Origin of the sequence: Psychrobacter sp. SC65A.3, from assembly GCF_025642195.1 — a bacterium.
In the GTDB taxonomy this organism is placed as follows: Bacteria; Pseudomonadota; Gammaproteobacteria; order Pseudomonadales; family Moraxellaceae; genus Psychrobacter; species Psychrobacter cryohalolentis.
In genome coordinates this window covers 2,932,025-2,950,334 of sequence record NZ_CP106752.1, presented here as the reverse complement: position 1 = coordinate 2,950,334, position 18,310 = coordinate 2,932,025, and the positions used below count along the sequence as shown (strand labels likewise).

Annotated in this window: 16 protein-coding genes; 3 read left to right on the top strand and 13 right to left on the bottom strand. The window is 42.0% G+C overall.

From position 1 onward, the window contains the following. Nucleotides 1–87 precede the first annotated feature (87 nt). The 8 genes from OEG80_RS12520 to erpA form a co-directional block, all read right to left on the bottom strand. Nucleotides 88–1,263 carry a type III PLP-dependent enzyme gene (locus OEG80_RS12520; protein ID WP_263241097.1) on the bottom strand — a complete coding sequence of 392 codons (1,176 nt, stop codon included), beginning with the start codon at nucleotides 1,261–1,263 and terminating at the stop codon, nucleotides 88–90. 242 nt (nucleotides 1,264–1,505) lie between these two features. Then, nucleotides 1,506–2,060, bottom strand: a complete 555-nt coding sequence (gene def, locus OEG80_RS12515; protein WP_263241096.1) for a peptide deformylase — start codon at nucleotides 2,058–2,060, stop codon at nucleotides 1,506–1,508. Nucleotides 2,061–2,295: 235 nt separating this feature from the next. Continuing rightward, a complete protein-coding gene (locus OEG80_RS12510; protein ID WP_011512415.1) occupies nucleotides 2,296–2,550 on the bottom strand; it encodes a GlsB/YeaQ/YmgE family stress response membrane protein in 255 nt (84 codons plus the stop codon). Between the two features lie 314 nt (nucleotides 2,551–2,864). Next, on the bottom strand, nucleotides 2,865–4,385 hold the full coding sequence (locus OEG80_RS12505; RefSeq protein WP_263241095.1) for a Mur ligase domain-containing protein: 1,521 nt from the start codon (nucleotides 4,383–4,385) through the stop codon (nucleotides 2,865–2,867). A 289-nt stretch (nucleotides 4,386–4,674) separates the two neighbouring features. Further along, nucleotides 4,675–5,298, bottom strand: a complete 624-nt coding sequence (locus OEG80_RS12500) for a copper resistance protein NlpE (RefSeq protein WP_263241094.1) — start codon at nucleotides 5,296–5,298, stop codon at nucleotides 4,675–4,677. 193 nt (nucleotides 5,299–5,491) lie between these two features. Further along, nucleotides 5,492–6,022 (bottom strand): disulfide bond formation protein B, encoded by a 531-nt coding sequence (locus tag OEG80_RS12495; RefSeq protein WP_263241093.1) that lies wholly within the window; start codon nucleotides 6,020–6,022, stop codon nucleotides 5,492–5,494. Nucleotides 6,023–6,077: 55 nt separating this feature from the next. Continuing rightward, nucleotides 6,078–7,661 carry a glutamate--cysteine ligase gene (gene gshA, locus OEG80_RS12490; RefSeq protein ID WP_410477354.1) on the bottom strand — a complete coding sequence of 528 codons (1,584 nt, stop codon included), beginning with the start codon at nucleotides 7,659–7,661 and terminating at the stop codon, nucleotides 6,078–6,080. 395 nt (nucleotides 7,662–8,056) lie between these two features. Then, nucleotides 8,057–8,437 carry an iron-sulfur cluster insertion protein ErpA gene (erpA, locus tag OEG80_RS12485; protein ID WP_011279349.1) on the bottom strand — a complete coding sequence of 127 codons (381 nt, stop codon included), beginning with the start codon at nucleotides 8,435–8,437 and terminating at the stop codon, nucleotides 8,057–8,059. 503 nt (nucleotides 8,438–8,940) lie between these two features. Between erpA and OEG80_RS12480 the strand changes: the two genes are divergently transcribed. Next, nucleotides 8,941–10,932 (top strand): ATP-binding cassette domain-containing protein, encoded by a 1,992-nt coding sequence (locus OEG80_RS12480; RefSeq protein ID WP_263241091.1) that lies wholly within the window; start codon nucleotides 8,941–8,943, stop codon nucleotides 10,930–10,932. Nucleotides 10,933–11,037: 105 nt separating this feature from the next. Here the strand turns inward: OEG80_RS12480 and OEG80_RS12475 are convergent, their stop codons facing one another. Further along, nucleotides 11,038–11,400: a septal ring lytic transglycosylase RlpA family protein gene (locus tag OEG80_RS12475; protein WP_011512421.1), complete on the bottom strand. Its 363-nt coding sequence runs from the start codon at nucleotides 11,398–11,400 to the stop codon at nucleotides 11,038–11,040. Between the two features lie 543 nt (nucleotides 11,401–11,943). Between OEG80_RS12475 and OEG80_RS12470 the strand changes: the two genes are divergently transcribed. Beyond that, nucleotides 11,944–12,936: a DnaJ C-terminal domain-containing protein gene (locus OEG80_RS12470; RefSeq protein WP_263241090.1), complete on the top strand. Its 993-nt coding sequence runs from the start codon at nucleotides 11,944–11,946 to the stop codon at nucleotides 12,934–12,936. A gap of 85 nt (nucleotides 12,937–13,021) precedes the next feature. Then, nucleotides 13,022–13,345 carry a chaperone modulator CbpM gene (locus tag OEG80_RS12465; RefSeq protein ID WP_263241089.1) on the top strand — a complete coding sequence of 108 codons (324 nt, stop codon included), beginning with the start codon at nucleotides 13,022–13,024 and terminating at the stop codon, nucleotides 13,343–13,345. An 87-nt stretch (nucleotides 13,346–13,432) separates the two neighbouring features. Here the strand turns inward: OEG80_RS12465 and sstT are convergent, their stop codons facing one another. The 4 genes from sstT to OEG80_RS12445 form a co-directional block, all read right to left on the bottom strand. After that, a complete protein-coding gene (sstT, locus tag OEG80_RS12460; protein WP_011512424.1) occupies nucleotides 13,433–14,635 on the bottom strand; it encodes a serine/threonine transporter SstT in 1,203 nt (400 codons plus the stop codon). A 194-nt stretch (nucleotides 14,636–14,829) separates the two neighbouring features. After that, entirely contained in the window at nucleotides 14,830–15,285 is a 456-nt protein-coding gene (locus tag OEG80_RS12455) for a DNA polymerase III subunit chi (protein ID WP_020442446.1), read from the bottom strand. Between the two features lie 35 nt (nucleotides 15,286–15,320). Continuing rightward, nucleotides 15,321–16,991 (bottom strand): leucyl aminopeptidase, encoded by a 1,671-nt coding sequence (locus OEG80_RS12450; protein WP_263241088.1) that lies wholly within the window; start codon nucleotides 16,989–16,991, stop codon nucleotides 15,321–15,323. Nucleotides 16,992–17,242: 251 nt separating this feature from the next. Then, a complete protein-coding gene (locus OEG80_RS12445; protein WP_263241086.1) occupies nucleotides 17,243–17,848 on the bottom strand; it encodes a cysteine hydrolase family protein in 606 nt (201 codons plus the stop codon). Nucleotides 17,849–18,310 lie beyond the last annotated feature (462 nt).

Sequence of the window (18,310 nt, the reverse complement as noted above, 5' to 3'; positions counted from 1 at the left end):
AAATACTATAGCGAAATAAACATAAAAAAGCGCGGCACTGTTATTCACAATGCCGCGCTTTCTATAGTAACGATTATTTATCACAAATTAGTCAACATAGACCACTTCTAACGGTGGAAAACCATTGAACTCAATAGATGAGTACGAGTTGGTATAAGCACCCGTAGTTAACCAAAATATCTTGTCACCAATCTCTAGCTCTTCTGGTAGCTGATAACCTGCCTCTTCATACATAATATCAGTTGAGTCACAAGTAGGACCTGCTAATACTACCGTACCCGCGCTGGTTGAGGTTTCCATTTTAGGTGTATAAACAGGGTACTTGATGGCTTCACCTAAGGTTTCAATTAACCCTTGAAATAAACCCACATCGGTATAGACCCAACGTGTCAGATCAGTATGCGATTTACGAGAAATCAATACCACGTCACTAACCAGTACGCCTGAACCGCCAACCAATGAGCGACCGGGCTCTAAAATAATCTCTGGCATATCTTCAGCACTATAGTCATCACTTAAGTAGCTTTGAATCTCTTCAGCATAGACTTTGATAGGATTGACTTCGCTCAGATAGTTTGCCGGAAAGCCGCCACCCAAATTAATCATTTGAAGCTTAATGCCTTCTTCGTTCTTCATCCAATCAAACATATATTTAACTTTGGCTAAAGCATCATCCCAAGCGGCAACGTCTTTTTGCTGACTGCCCACATGGAATGAGATGCCATAAGGTACTAAGCCCAATTCTTGCGCTTGAATCAATAGTTCAATCGCCATATTGGGGTGACAACCAAATTTGCGTGATAATGGCCATTCAGCGGTATCCGACCCTTGTACCAAGATACGTGCAAATATTTTTGAGCCAGGTGCATGTTTTGCGATATTTTTTAAATCTGCTTCTGAGTCGGTCGCATACAAATCAACCCCTTTTTCAAAGGCGTATTTGACATGTTCAGGCTTTTTGATGGTATTACCATAAGAGATACGTGAGGGCTCAACGCCGCAGTCAAGCACGCGATCAAGCTCATAAATCGATGCACAGTCAAAGTTTGAACCAAGCTCAGCAAGCAGATTGATGACTTCAACAGCAGGGCTTGCTTTCATCGCATAATGGATTTTAGCATGAGGAAAAAAACCAACCATTTCATGATATTTTATTTTAATGCGATTAAGATCAACCACCAAAAATGGTGTTTCACGACCTTCAGCCGCTTTAGTAAATTTCTGCCAGCCGGCAGGGTCAAAATATTGGTCGATTTTAATCATAGTAAGACCTTTAATAAAAACAGTATTTAATGAGAACAAGGAATGAAGCTAACAAGGAGTGATGCTAACCAGAACTAATAATAAAAGCCAAACTGTTTACGCTAAAATCTAAGCGTTTAATCATCGCCTTATTGCTGCGCTATGTGCAGTATCTAAAACAGACAGCGTCTAAAACGTAGCAAGCCATAACAAAACTACTTGACGATAAACGTATGTGACAATCAGCTTATCAAAGAAATAGATTAAGAATTTGCTGGCTGCGGCTCTTTTTCCGCCAATTGCTCACCTTGTTTTTCACGTATTTTAAGGACTTTACGCACCTTATCACGCGCACGTGTCTGTTTCAAACGCGACAAATAATCGACGAAAATCACCCCATTCAGATGATCCATTTCGTGTTGGATGCAAACGGCAAGTAAGCCTTCTACTTCTTCATCAATCTTATCGCCATTCTCATCTAGTGCTTCGATACGCACTTTGTTTGGACGCTCAACCTTGTCATAGACGTCTGGCACGGACAGACAACCTTCTTCATACGGCTGCTTTTCTTCAACCAATGGCGTCACTGTTGGATTGATAAACACTCTTGGGCTGTCTTTATCTTCTGATAAATCTATCACGATAAGCTGGATATGGTGATCCACTTGGCTTGCAGCCAGACCGATACCTTGCGCATCGTACATGGTCTCAATCATATCGGTGATTAAGGTTTTGATTTCAGCAGTGACTTCCTTGACAGGCGTTGCAATCGTACGCAGACGCGGGTCGGGATAGCTTAAAATAGGGAGTAACGCCATAAGGCTCACCTCAATGATAAAGATAAAAAATAGGTTTGATATTATAAGATAAATGGGGACAAAAGTAATGCTTATCAATAGCTAAAGAGAGATATCCTGACTGATAAATATAAGAAAAATATAGTAATAATGTATTGATAGAGGAATTTGAAACAATAAAAAAGGCCTTGATTGCACAAGACCTTTATTTTATGTATTCGTTATTGAAATGTATTAGCTATTTAGCTGTGTCCAATTATACGCGACGTTTACTCATAATCATCTCATAGATGAACAGTAAGATAATCGCACCAATTACTGAGAAGATTAGACCAGTGAAACCGCCATCAGCATTGATACCAATTAGGCCAGCAACAAAACCACCAAGCATCGCACCAACGATACCCAATACAATCGTCATAATCCAACCCATAGGATCGCTACCTGGCTTAATCGCACGTGCCAATAAACCTGCAACCAGACCAACAATAATCATCCAAATAAAGCTCATATCAATTCTCCTAAAGTGTCTATCATTTATAATGGTTTACTTATTTTGTTGAATCTATTGTAAACATTATCGACATCGAGAAATAAGCAAAAAATGTTACCTATGTATGGGCTCTGTGAGGAAAAAGCGATATTTGCTATTTAGCATGGGAAATAGGTAAACGGGGTGTTACAAAGGTAGTAAAGTCGCTAATGAAATGACTATCTCTCTCTATAAAAGTAAAAATATTTTTTTATAAGTATAAAAAGAAATAAAGAGGCGTAGCTCATTATTAATGAGCTACGCCTGTTATTCTACAGGGTTATAGAGCCAGACTAACTATTAGCTAAAGCGATTAATAAACGCTGATGAATACCTTCAAAGCCGCCATTAGACATAATCACAATCGCATCACCAGCCTTGGCATATGTGCAAATATGAGTAATGATATCTTCTACGCTAGAGAGTACCTGTTGGCTGCCAATATCTGGATTTGCGATAGTGGCATTATTAATGACTTCTTTTAGACCCCACTCAAGTCCGGTAGGCTCATACCATAAGGTATGATCGGCGAGAGCAGCGGACTCAGCCAAGCTGTCTTGATGGATACCCATTTTCATGGTATTGCTACGTGGCTCAATAATTGCCCAAAGTCGTCTATCAGCTAGCTTTTTCTTAGCACCATCCAAAGTGGTGGTAATGGCCGTTGGGTGATGAGCAAAATCATCAAAGACTAAGATGTCATTTACATTACCTATAAGCTCCATCCGACGTTTAATACCCGCAAATGCTGATAACGCCGCACAAGCAGTTTTGACACTGACGCCGATGTTATAAGCCGCTGCGACAGCAACCAAGGCGTTATTCACATTGTGAATGCCACTCATCGACCAATCGACGACTCCCTTGGCTTCTTTATCAGCAATATCAGCCGCAAAACTAACCGCAAATTGACCACCATCTTCGCTAATAAGTTCAGCTTGCCAATCGCTACTATCTTTTGCGTGGGTATTATTTTTTGCATAGGTATTATCTGTTGAATAGGTATTATGTGTCGCTGAGTCCAATACTGCTGTCCGCCAAACGGGTGTCCAAACACCTTTCGCTAACGTTTCCTCTAAGCTGGCAGTCGCTGTGGGCATAATGATTTTGCCAGTGCTTGGAATCATACGTACCATATGATGGAATTGGGTCTGAATAGCATCAAGATCCGCAAAAATATCCGCATGATCAAATTCAAGGTTATTTAAAATAGCCGTACACGGACGGTAATGTACGAACTTTGAACGCTTATCAAAAAATGCAGAATCGTATTCATCTGCTTCGATAACGAAATAGCCAGTATTTGCCGAATCGTCATTATCAATTTTGTCAGCACCCAAATAACTGCTGTGAGCGAAGACGTGCTGTAAATGCTCATCAGTGGTATCAACCAGTGGCACACCACCGATTAAAAACCCAGTATCGATACCCGCATAGTGCAATATCCAAGCGAGCATGGTCGTCGTCGTGGTTTTACCGTGAGTACCGGCAACGGCTATCACATGACGCGATTGCAATACCTGCTCAGATAAAAACTGTGGTCCAGAGGTATAGCGTAGACCTGTGTCCAGCATATATTCGATGACATCCATACCGCGCTTCATGGCATTACCAACTACGACCAAATCTGGTGCTGGTTGTAAATGCTCTACCAGATAGCCTTGCTCAATGGTCACGCCCGCGTTTTCAAGTTGGGTGGACATCGGCGGATAAACGTTGGCATCTGAGCCCGTGACCGTATGTCCAAGCTCGCGCGCCAATAAGGCCAGCGAGCCCATAAAAGTACCACAAATACCAAGAATATGAATATGCATAGACGTTCCGTACGAGCTTGAATAAGAGGAATGAAAATCTAACGTAAGCCAATAAAAGAGATTGCTGTATTTTGGCTGAGCTAATATTTATCTTAGCAAATTACTATTTAAGCCAGTACTCTTTTATGTTGAGCCAACGACCGTAGCACAGCAGGCAAGCGCTCATTGTAAAGTAATCATGGTTCGTTGACCAATAAAAAACGCCTAGTAAATAGGCGTTATCAAAATTATAAAGTAGTCGGATTTAGTGTTATCTCAAAGATGCTATATGGCGTTACTATTCAGGCATTTATTGACGTGCTAAAGCATAGTTTTCATCAGGATTTTTATACTCATCCATCATGATCAAGTGATTGTCTTGAATTTGATAGGTTTCGATATTTTTTTTCTCATAAACGATAGTAATTACATCATTGTCTTGACGATAGACACCGGATTCTACCAAAGGCGGTTGCGGCGTTTTGGCCTGATTAAAAACACTGGTTTTTAATACTGAACCGTCAGCGAATAAGTTTAGCGTGAGGTCGATACTGCCACAAGATGGGCAGGGGACAACGCCACCATAATCGCCCATCAAGGTCGCTTGCAACATACTGTCGCTATTGGCTGCTGAAATCATTGGTGAACGTGCTGAGTTATCATTCGAGTTTGCTGCTGCAATAAGTGCCTGTCCTTCTTGATCACTGTCTTCATTAGCTAATGCTTTAGCACTATTGTCTTCTAAGGCAGGCTCATCATTATTCAAAACGTTACTTTGGTCGCTGTTAATCGGCGTACCTTGGGTATTTTTATTTGTAGAAGAAGAAGCACTGTCACAACTCACCAAGGCGATACAGACCGGTACGGCTAATAATAGGCGTAGACAGCGGTTGTTAAGCGAGGAAGCAGAAAATACAGGCGAAAAATTTATCATAGTATTACCACAGAGCAGATTTTTAAACAATATTGCTAATTACAACTGATGTCATTTTGACTCTAAAATCAGCGTAAAAACCACATAGAACGAAAACGACTAGAGTAACGACAATAAGCCCGCGTTGCGAGCTTGATTTCGTTAAATTATGTGATAAAAATGGAGAAACTATGAATAGCGCGCCGTTCGTTATTTATCGAGCGAGAGGCTTAGGAGTAGCAGGACGTACGATACGCCACAAGATAAGCAAATGGGTCAGTATGAGAATACTAAATAAAATCAAGGATTGTTCAGGGATGCTTAAGCCCAGAAACGTCCAGTCAATAGAGGCGCATTCACCAGAGCCCGCAAACACTTCTTTTAATACCTGCTGCATAGGCAAGGTGTCAAGCCAATAATCCAAGCCCGGACCACATGACGGGACTTGATCTGCTGGTAAATGCTGTAGCCAAACATGACGTCCTGCAACTATCGCCGCCCAGCCGATACCCGCTAAGCTACCAAGCCAAAGTAGTAGTCTGATAACCATCGATTTTGGCTGAAACAAAGCGGCGATTAAAGCAAACCCGCCCATGATCATTAGACCAATCCGCTGAAAAATACAAAGCGGGCAAGGTGAGAACCCCATATAACGCTGTAAGAAAAATAGTGCAAAGCTCATGCCTATCGCGGTCATTATGACTAAAAACACTTGCAGATTGCGGTAAGTGGTTAGCTGTAGCATGGGGCAGATACTCTTATAAAGTGCTTGTTAATAAAGGACAGAAAGATATGAAAGATTAACGATATTGCTGCAAGAAATCCATGAAATCTTCTGTTTCAGCTGCTTCTATCTCCGCTTGTTGTAAGATAGATTTTTCGGCGAGCACTTCATATTTTGCTTGGGTATTTGGACTGAGCGTCTGCTGTAGTAGTGAGTCGCGATGCTGCTGCGCTAAGGTAAAGCCCAACTGCCATAAACTGCCCAAGCGCTTGCTATCAGAGTTCACTTGCGCTGAAATAGTTGACTCAGAGTGACCAGCTTTGCCTTGCATCAAGGCAACAGCCGCCCGATAATCATTGCCGCCATAGTGTGCATCTAATAGTGCAGCTAACGGCTGCATACGGTTCAAATGCATTAGCATCCAGCTCTCTAATGATTGCTCGGCACCATTATTAAGGATTTGTAGATTTTCACGGCGACCTTCATTAACGACGCGCTCAAGATTGATAGCGAGCGCATCTTCTTCCTCAGGCATTAATTCAGGGGAATCACTAAGCAAGCAATAAAGCGCCATCACTTCTAAAAAGCAGGCACTAGATAAGCGGATACCGATATCGCTATAAGGGTCCAAATCAATCGCACGAAACTCAACATAAGCGATACCACGACGCTCAAGTGCTTCAGTTGGGCTTTCGCCACTCATGGCTATTTGCTTAGGACGAATAGGGCTGTAGTATTCATTTTCTATTTGTAAAATATGATTGTTGATTTGAATAGGATTGCCATTCTCGTCATCTAAGCCGAGTTTCTCAAAGCTTTCGTGCGGGGTTTGAATCGCACGGCGCAGACCTTTGACATATTCAGGCAAATTGTTGTAGCGGATATCAAGGTGCTCTTGCACGCTATTGGTATAGCCAAGTTTGCCCATACGCAGGCTGGTAGCAGTTGGTTTATAATAGGTTGAATTATTGAACATCTCAAGGTCGTGCTCAATCCCTGAAACAAAACAAGGGCAAACACTGGGACTTGCGCCCAATAAATACAGCACCAAACTGGTCAGGCGCTTAAAGTTACGAATCAGACCCAGATATTTATCGTTTTTAAACTCTGTTAATGTCAGAGATTGTGCAGTAGGCGTTTGTGTTTGCCATGCAGTGAATAAATCGTCACCAAATGATAAATTATAATGTAAACCTGCAATGGTCTGCATCCGGCGACCATAACGAACACCAAGTCCACTACGGTACAAAGTTTTCAATTTACCCGTGTTAGAGCTACCATAGTCCGCCAGCGGAATATCTTCATCATTTGATGACAGCATACAAGGCATAGACAGCGGCCACATCAGCTCATCTTCAGGCATACCTTTATAGACCAATAGATGCAGCTGACGCAGCATATTTAGCGTCTCTTTTGGTGATGACTTGGGGTCGGTAATCAGCTCAAGTAAGCTTTCAGAGTAATCCGTCGTAATAAAAGGATGAGTCAGCTTGGAGCCGAGTTTGGCAGGATGCGGCGTTTGGGCTAAATAACCATCAGGCGTCACGCGCAATCCTTCTTTTTCGATACCACGTAACATGCCTGCTAAATGCTCGCTGGCAAACCAGTTTGGAATATCAAAATCGACAAAGCTACTCGCAAAATTACTCATAAGGATCATCTGTTATTATTGGTTATTATTGATTAAAAAACCATCAATGGCTAATCGGAAAATAGAGAATAGTGACTTCAGTTTAGCCCAAAGACAGGCTAAAAACCACGCACGATTACAAATACGGTCAGTTTTACTGAAGGTGAATTCCACACTGTTTGGCAGAAAATCTAGCCATAAAGTAGCAGTAAAGCCCTAAGAAAGTTGTGACTTTAATTGATCGTTTGTGCTTATTTTCTTGAAAGCTTTTATGGAGGGCAACTCTATTTTTATCAATAGCCAATGCACCCAAATTTTTACAGGAAAAATATCTGAAATAAAAAGCACCTACCAATCGGGTAAGTGCCATAGCAGAATAATTCTTTATATAGTCATTGGATATTGAGATATACCGAAGCGAGTATTTAGATCGAGAATGACGAGCCGCAGCCACAAGTGGTCGTCGCATTAGGATTGGTCACGATAAAGCGTGCGCCTTCCAAGCCTTCGGTATAATCAACGGTAGAGCCTTGCAGGTATTGATAGCTTAATGAGTCAACGACCAAGGTCACATCGTTATTATCGAAGTTGGCATCATCTTCATTGAGCTCATTGGCGAAGTTAAAGCCATAAGAAAAGCCCGAGCAGCCGCCGCCAGTGACATAGACGCGTAGCATCAAGTTGCTATCACCTTCTTCTTCACGCAGGCGACGGACTTTTTGCGCCGCACTGTCAGTCAGGTTCAATACAGTTGGATCGACAGGTTGGCTTGAGCTTGGATTAAATTGGTTGGCTGGTTGGTTCATATCTACCTCAATTGCTAAAATCAGATGTTATTATTTTTACGTATGCGAGGTCGTCTATTGATACAGGCTAAGATGACTTGCCAGTAGCTTTTCATAGCTGCTATTCATGACCTACCGGCAACTGCACTATTCTTTATGCAAGGTATCGCTATTTTTGGACAACCACTGCGATATAGACAGCATAGTAACTAAGCTTTAACGGAGAATATCAGCACTTAACTGCCTGATGTCAATAGTGTTTTGCTAGTATAACATAGTTGGGCTAATGATTGATTTGTCAAGGGTAACAGTAGCGTTTGCTATTATAACGTACTTATATATGCCCTTTGTTGTTTGTTAATACAAGGGAATTAGTAGCAGTATAAAGGTTTGAATTTAAAATACTTATTTAATTGTTTGCCTATCGGTTAGGCGTTTGAAATAATAGCCGCCAGTAAACACGCCAGATAAGTGTTTTTCCTATTGCCTTATGTTTTATATTACCGCTGAGATGAAGAAATTATATGATCGAATTTAAAGACGTTGGTGTTCGCCGTGATGGTCGTGAGTTGTTTGCAGGGGCAAGCTTCCAGCTACATCCGGGCCACAAAGTTGGCTTAACGGGCAATAACGGGACCGGAAAATCGACCTTATTTGCCTTGTTATTGACACGAATGGGTACCGGCGATACCGAAGTGACCCTTGATAGGGGTGAAGTGAGTATCCCCGATAGCTGGCATGTGGCGCATATGGCGCAGGAAGTTGGCGCGACCACACAGACGGCGATTGATTATGTGTTAAGCGGTGATGAGCAGTGGTACGAGATTAATGCTACTTTGAGTGACTTAAGCAGCGTCAGTGATGAGCAGATTGGTGTGCTGCATCAGCAATTTGATGAGATTGATGGTTATCGTACACCAACCAAAGCCGCGCAAATCATGGCAGGACTTGGTTTTAATACTAACCAGCATGAGCTACCGGTAGAAGGGTTTTCGGGGGGTTGGCGTATGCGCTTAAACCTTGCTAAGACCTTGATGAGCCGCGCTGACTTGATGCTACTCGATGAACCAACCAACCATTTGGATTTGGATGCTATCTTGTGGCTTGAGACGTGGATTAATGCTTTTACTGGTTTGGTCATCGTGATCTCACATGATCAAACGTTCTTAGATAACACCGTTGGTCATATCTTGCACGTTGAGCAGCAAAAAATCACCCTTTATACCGGTAACTATCAGCAGTTTATTCGAACCCGTCATGAGCGTATGGCGCAGCAGCAACAAGCTTTTGAGAAGCAAGAAGCGACCAAAGCACATTTGGATGACTTTATTCGTCGTTTCCGTGCTAAAGCCAGTAAAGCAAAGCAAGCGCAGAGCCGTATCAAGCAGCTTGAGCGCATGGCTGAGCTGTCGCCGATGATGGCAGATAACCCGTTTTCGTTCCGCTTTTATGAGCCGGCTAATATGAGCTCGCCATTGATTGAGTTGACCGATGCAGATATTGGTTATAGCGACACGCCGCTACTTTATAATGCCAACGTACAAGTCACTCCTGATACTCGTATTGGGCTGCTTGGAATGAATGGCGCTGGTAAGTCGACCTTGATTAAAGCCTTGGTCGGTGAGCTTGGCGTATTAAAGGGCAGTTATAACGTTTCTGATACGCTAAAGCTTGGCTACTTTAACCAGCATCAAATGGATATCCTTGATCCGAAGGCAACGCCGATAGAGATGTTGCGTCGTTTAGCAGGCAAAACGTCTGATGCGATGTTACGCTCGTTTTTGGGTAGCTTTGATTTCCGTGGCGACCGTATCGATACCATAAGCGAGCTATTTTCTGGTGGTGAGCGTGCGCGCTTAACATTGGCTTTGATTGTTTGGCAACGTCCGAACGTGCTGGTACTCGATGAACCAACCAACCATTTAGACTTACAAATGCGTCAAGCCTTGACCATTGCTTTGCAAGGCTTTGAAGGGGCAGTAGTACTGGTCTCGCATGACCGCGAGTTGATTGCCAATGTCTGTGATGAGCTATTTTTGGTACATGATGGTCAAATCGATGAGTTCGATGGTGACATCAGTGATTATGGTAAATGGCTTGCTGAAAAACGTAAACAAGAAAATTCGCAAGACAAAAATACCAGTAAGAAGAAAAGCAAAAAAGAGAGTAAGAAGTTTGTTTCACGTGAAACAGATGCCAATTCAGTAGGTAGCCAAGCAAGCAAGCAAGTGGGTAAAGATGCACAGCGCAAGCTGGCGGCTGAGCAACGCAAATTAACCGCGCCTATTCGCCGTGATATTGAAAATACAGAAAAGACCTTGGCAACAATTGATGGAAAGCTGCTGGTGTTAGAAGAAAAGCTGGCGAATACGGATCTTTATGAAGAAAGTCGTAAGGCTGATTTGATGGTATTGCTGAATGAGCAAACCGCGCTACAGCAACAACATAGTCAACATGAAGAAAAATTGCTACTGGCAATGACAACCTTAGAAGAAATGGAAGCCAATATCGACTAATATAGTGAAGTTTTTATCAATTGGTTTTTAATCGAAACCAAGCGATAAAACTCAGTCATTAAAAAAGGGAAGGCTTACGCCTTCCCTTTTTTTTACTTTATTGCCTTACTCTCTACGATATCGACCATCACCATAAGATAGGATTTCCATCGTAGTAGTACAAAGCTGACAGTTTATTTGACCAGCAGCAGCTTTAGATAAATCAAGGATGCGACCTCGTATAAAAGGCCCTCTATCTGTAATTTTCACAATCACACTCTGCTTTGTCTTTTTGTTGGTCACTTGTACCTTCGTACCAAACGGCAGCGTTCTATGTGCAGCTGTCAGGGAGTTCATATTGAAGATACTACCACTTGCCGTACGCTTACCGTGGAACTTGCTACCGTAGTAGCTGGTATTGCCGGCGAAAGCAGTGGCGCTCAATAGTATTGATAAAGTGATGACTAAAGACTTGATTAAATAAGACATTTAAAACCTTTTCGCTATTGAAGAAATAGACAGATACTCTTGCCTATGTTATGCATACTCCCTATGAGTACAAATAATATAAAACATCATACAAGAAATAACTTTTCACATTCTTACAGCTCTGTAAAAAAACTCTTTAGGTCAAAAACGCTGTTTTAACAGTAAGTTATGATATATATACCTATTTTGCTATATTTAGATTGCTGTTAATATAAACAATTTATTGGTCGATTCTCTCATTATAAAATCAGTTGAAAGTAAAAATTTTTCGTATTAACTAGTATGTTTTAGAGACAGAGATCCCTTGCATACTATTATCCGTCTAGCAGAGACGATAATAATGTATAGCAAGCGCACGGTATCGCTTTTAAGTTGAATCCCCTATATTGGTAATATTTCTATAACGGTATTTGGTTTTTTTAGCGCTATCATTATAAGTAGACTAGGGTCACAATCTGTTATATCGCCAACCTAATTTCGATTACTAGCGTTTACAATTGGCATTTCATTATTATTAATAGATCTTATTTTGAGGAACATAACATGGCAGAAAAAAACTACTATGACATTTTAGGGGTCAACAAAGACGCCTCAGACGCCGATATTAAAAAAAGATATCGTAAGCTCGTCCGTCAATATCATCCGGATGTCAGCGATGCGCCAGATGCCGATAATAAGATTGCTGAGATTAATAATGCTTATGAAACCATCAGAGATAAGGACAAGCGTGCTGAATATGATGCGATGCTAAACAATCCTTTTGCTGGTCAAGGTGGCGGTTTTGGCGGGCAAGCAGGTGCTGGTCAGGGCGGCTTCCGTTGGGAAGATATCAAAGATCAGTTTGGGGAAGGTGAGGCTTACGGCGATGGAGGTTTCCGCTTCGATGATATTTTTTCGGCATTTGGACGCGGCGCACGCGGACAAAATAGTGGACAGGCGGGTGGTCAGTCACAGTATGGCGGCTTTGGCAACCAAGATAGCAAAGGTCAAGATCAACATGCCGAGATTACGGTTGATTTGGCTTCAGTCTATAACGGTGATGACTATAGTATTAAGTTAAATGTTCCGGTGCGTCAGCCAAATGGCAGTGTGGGCTACGATAATAAGACCCTTAAAATTAAAATTCCTAAAGGCATTACGGATGGCAAGCAAATTCGATTAGCTGGACAAGGAGCAGCTGGCAGCGGTAATGGTAAAAATGGTGATTTATTTTTAAAGGTTAAGATCAGTCATGCTTCAAATATCCGTATCGAAGGCGCAGATATTTACCAAACTGTAAACATCGCCCCATGGGAGGCAGCACTGGGTGAAAAAATTAATGTTAGTACGCCAGCGGGCACACTAGGTGTGACAATTCCTAAAAACAGCAAGTCAGGTAGTAATTTACGTCTAAAAGGCAAAGGTATTCCTGCTAAAGAAGCAGGCGATTTATACTTAACCCTAAATATTGTCAATCCGGATATCAATAGTGAAGCCGCTACCAATGCTTATGAAGCACTAAAAAAAGCCTTCACTGACACAACCATTGAGCGATAAACAAATAGATTTATAAAAGCCGTTTAATACCCTAATAGAGATGTAGACGATAACGATAAAATAAAGAAAAACGAGGATAATCGCCATGAAACACTCGCCTGAATTTAATGACATTATCATGAGCTTAGATGAGCTGATATCTGCCTGTGGTCAAGAGCGCCAGTGGGTGATCGAGCTGATTGAAGAGAACATCATCGAATATGATGTACCAGAGCGCGAGCAGTTTACTGGCTATCAGCTGACGACTGTGCGCCGTGCGTCCCGCCTAAGTCGCGACTTTGAAGCCAGCGTGCCAGCAATTGGTCTGATACTTGAGCTGCTAGATGAAATCGAGCAACTGCGCCAATTAAAACGTCAATTGGGTATGCAAGCACCTGTTATTGAAGTCACGATTGACCAATTAAAATAGTTAAATGAACAGTGAAAGCCGATCATAAAAAAGAGCCCAATCATTTATTGAGCTCTTTAGCATTTAAGCATACGATTTTATAGCAAATTAACGAGCATATTTTGGATCAGCAGCAGCGGTAAATAAGACGTCTGTTGATGAGTTCAAAGCAGTTTCTGCAGAATCTTGTATGACGCCGATGATGAAGCCAATAGCGACCACTTGCATCGCAATGTCATTTGGAATACTAAATAGGCTTGCCGCTAATGGAATCAGTAGCAATGAACCACCAGCAACACCAGATGCGCCGCAGGCACTAATCGTCGCGACCAAGCTTAATAGCAGTGCTGAGGCAAACGTCACTTCGATACCGAGCGTATGAGCAGCAGCAAGCGTTAAAACGTTAATGGTGATTGCAGCGCCCGCCATATTGATGGTAGCACCCAGTGGAATAGTCACTGAATAGGTGTCTTCATGTAGACCCAATTTACGCGCAAGGTTCATATTGACAGGGATATTTGCCGCTGATGAGCGGGTAAAGAAGGCGGTGATACCAGACTCACGTAAGCAGATAAACACGAGCGGATAAGGATTTTTTCCTGTCTTAACTAAGATAATGAGCGGATTGACGACTAGCGCGATAAATAGCATACAACCGACCAATACCATCAAGATGCGTGCATAGCCAGCTAAAGCTTCAAAGCCTGTCTCAGCAACCGTATTGGCAACCAAACCCAAAATACCAAAAGGCGCTAAGGCAATAACCCATTTTACCACTTGTGAGATGGCATCAGAAAAATCCCCGACCACGGTACGAGCAGTATCACTCGCCTGACGTAAAGCAAAACCAATGATAATTGCCCATGCCAAAATACCAATATAGTTGGCTTCAGCGATAGCCTGAACGGGGTTGGCGACCAAATTCATCAGCAAGTTGGTCAACACTTCTTTTAAATTTGCTGGCGGTACTTGTTCAATTACCGCATTGACTAAAACCAGCTCGGTTGGAAATAAGAAGCTTGCCCCTACAGCAGTCAGCGCTGCTAAAAAAGTGCCAAACATATACATGATCAGCACGGGTTTAACATAGACCTCGTTGCCACTACGATGTTGGCTAATGGCTGCCATGACCAAAACGAATACCAGTATCGGCGCGACGGCTTTTAGTGCCCCCACAAATAAAGTACCCAATAATCCTAATGCAATACCAACATTTGGTGCCAACCAACCTATTAATACCCCTAATACTAAACCGATAATAATAAGCGGTACCAGTCCTATACGCTGGTACATCGCAATCAATGAACGCATCTATACACCCTCAACCTTGTCAATAAATAAGATATTTATAGCGAAAACAGAAAAATAATCGGAGGATGGTAGCATTTTTTGGGATAAGCGCCTACCTTTAACCCGCATCTGACTGGGCTGGTAGAGCTAAAGAAAAGGCGTTATATGTGACAAAAAGAATGATTTTACCGTAACAAATAAAGCGGTTTGAAGAATTAAACTTTAAAGTGGGTCAGCTCATAGCCGAGTTGTTGATAGCTTTTATATTTATGACGACCTTCTTGCACACTAGCTGCATCAGGTTTTATCAGCTCAAGGACGCGAGTAGGTTTCGCATTGATAGTAGCTGTCATAAAAGTGCTTACTGGATGTATAGTGGTATTAAGAACCATACCTTTAAAGTTAGCAGGTATATAATTGCTAAGAAGTACAGGCGCTAACGCTTTATGGTTGATATCAGTATCAGCATTCAAAAGGCGTTGATGTGGGATAAAGCTAGTAGCCTCTTGCGCCCATAATGCCTTATCAAGCGTCGATAGCAATTCATCATCGTCGATAAGAATTAACAACGATTGATTGCTTTTATTAAGCGCGGTTTGGGTCAGCTGACAAATAAAGCCCAAGAAATCTTGGGCTTTATTCTCAGTTAATACATAGAAGCTAACGTTCATAAACTAATTTTCATTAATTGGTTTTCATTAATAAGTTATGCCATGTTTACACTATTTCTCAGATATTGCATAAACAACGGTACAGGACGACCAGTCGCAGCTTTGTCTTGACCTGAAATCCATGCCGTACCAGCGATGTCTAAATGCGCCCATGCTTGGCCTTCTTCTATAAAGCGCGATAAGAAACATGCGGCAGTCACAGCGCCAGCACCTTTACCACCGATATTTTGAATATCAGCGATAGGCGAGTCAATCTGCGCTTGATACTCGTCATCCATTGGCATGTGCCAGATAAGATCACCCGATAAATGACTCGCGTTTTCTAAGTCGAACAACACATCTTCGTCATTACTAAAGACTGCTGAGCGGACATGACCCAAAGCGACCACACAAGCACCAGTCAAGGTTGCGACATCGATGATGGCTTTTGGCTGATAATACTTCTGTACGTAGCACAAGGTATCGCACAATACTAAACGACCTTCAGCATCGGTATTTAATATCTCAACTGACTTACCGTTCATTGCTATGATGATATCGCCAGGACGCGTCGCCTCTCCTGATGGCATATTTTCAGCACAAGCTAGCGCACCGACGACGTTGATAGGTAGACGCGCTTCACATAATGCTTTTAGGGTACCGAGTACCGCAGCAGAACCGCCCATATCAAATTTCATCTCATCCATCGCCGCACCCGGTTTGATTGAGATACCACCTGAATCGAAGGTGACGCCTTTACCAACCAGTACGATAGGCGAGTCGTCATTTGCAACTTGCACATCGTCATTACTATCTTGTTTCGCGGCTTTTTTGCTAGCAGCTTTGGTTGGTAACTTATCAGCCAATGCTTTTAGACCACCCGCTACTTTTGCGCTGTTGGTAATGGCTTTACTAGTATCGCCATCAGCATTGACGCTAAAATTAGACTTGCCACGATATTCCATTAACACCAGCTTGCCCTCTTTGGTCGAGCCTTGCGCGACTGATAAGAAGCAGTTCATACCTAATGCTGACATCTCGTCTTCACCTAATACAGTGACTTTTAATAGGTCAGGATAGGTGGCTGCCAATTCCTGTGCTTGCTCAGCCATATACGCTGGGAAACAGATATTACCCGGCTCATTGGCGACGTCACGGGTTAAGCTTTGACCAGTAAAGACCGCTTGTGCAAAGTTTAACGATTCCTCTAAAGATGGCTCTGCCAGTAAGTAAATATCCGTTAAAACAGGCGTTTGCTGCTCAGATTTGTACTTGTCAAAACGATAGCTTGCTGCCAGTAGGCTCAGCGCGAATTGACTAAAATGGTTTTCTTCTAAAGCATCGCCCAGCGCAACAGTGATAGAGTCAACACGCTTTTGCGTGCTCTTATAAATGGTATTGGCAATTTTTTCTAGAACGCTATGACGCAATTTATCAACATTACCCACACCGACCAATAACAGCTGTACTGGATTTTCTTTAGTGGTTTTTTTATCGCCAGCCAACGCATAGTCAGCAACTGTCTCACAAGCTTTGCCATTAAAGTGCGATACTTCAATCAATTGCTCAATACGGGTTTGATAATCACTTAATACCGACTCAGCTAAGATGTTTTTCTTATCATCGATTAAGACGACAAGGCAAGCGGCGTCTTTACTTTTAGCTTCTTTTTTAAGAATTTTTTGTGTATGGGTTTTCGGTAAACTTTGCGTTAATTTAATATTCATATATTGTTATCCTTATTAGATGAATGCATTTTTTTAAAAGCGTGAATACAGTAAGGTGTCAAATTTAAAAAGATATCAAATTTCAACTGCTAACGCCTTTGAATCGATAGTGTATTCTAACTGCTACTTATCTTAAATAGCATGCCTATCAAGCAAGCATAGTAGTGTAGCATATCGGCACACAGTACGCAGTTAGCAAGGGTTAGGTAATGTTTCTGGAGCTATTTCTTGCATTATTTTAGCGTCTGTCGTTAGCTGTTAGTCAACTTATCAGTCGCTACTAGAGCGGCAAATCTATCTTGAAGTGCAGCCATCGCACTATCATGCACAGTACTAGCCGTTATGACTTGTCCTGCAACACTAGGCAGATCGCGCGTGGCACAAGCATCATGACACACGAAATTTTCAAAACCCAAATCAAAGGCTGCTCTGACGCTTGAGCTGACGCACATATGGCTCATAAAGCCTGCAAAAATAATTTGTTGCTTACCAGCCGATTTTATTAGCGCTTGCAGCTCGGTATCATAAAATGCATTAGGGTGCATTTTAACAATGGTTTTTTCGTCATTAATGGGCTGCAGGCTATTAATAATATCTACTTTTGATGATAATGGATTGAAAATTTTATCATTATCCTGCCCGTGATGAGTAACATGAAATATCGGGATAGCTTCGTTTCTAGCTCTATCGAGTAGCAGGCGCGCGTTCGCAGTGGCTTTATTACCGGCATCACCTAACGGCATCGCGCCGTCAACATATTCATTCTGAAAATCAATCATGACGATAGCGCAATTTGACCAATCAATCTCATTAAATTGACCACCAGCTAATCCAAGTAAAGTAGAGGGAATAGACATTTTATGCTCCGTTAATTAATAGACGATATAAGTGTAGATGCTAAATCTTAGATAATTTTGAATGGGAACTAACGTTAAATACTAACAACTAATGCTGATAGTATTCAGTACGTGATACGTACAGTACACAAATTCAGTTAGAAAGCATGCATGAGAGACTTAATCGTGATGTCTGAGTTAAAGCGCTTATATCTTATATAATGCGATTAGGTTTTAAATAGCGCAGTTACGTCCCCATTTAACCCTGTTGATGAGTGAGTACTAAATGCGTTATTGATAACGGCTAGGTAATGTTTTCAAACACATTTCCACGCTATTTTTTCTAGAAATATGCTAGCATTAGCGGTTATGCCTATCGTCTCTGGTCAAGCTTAACTGTCCTTATTAATACAGATGCGATGAACCGCACGAACGCCAACTTCTACAACCGCTAAGAGTGCCTACTGTGATATTACGCCGCTA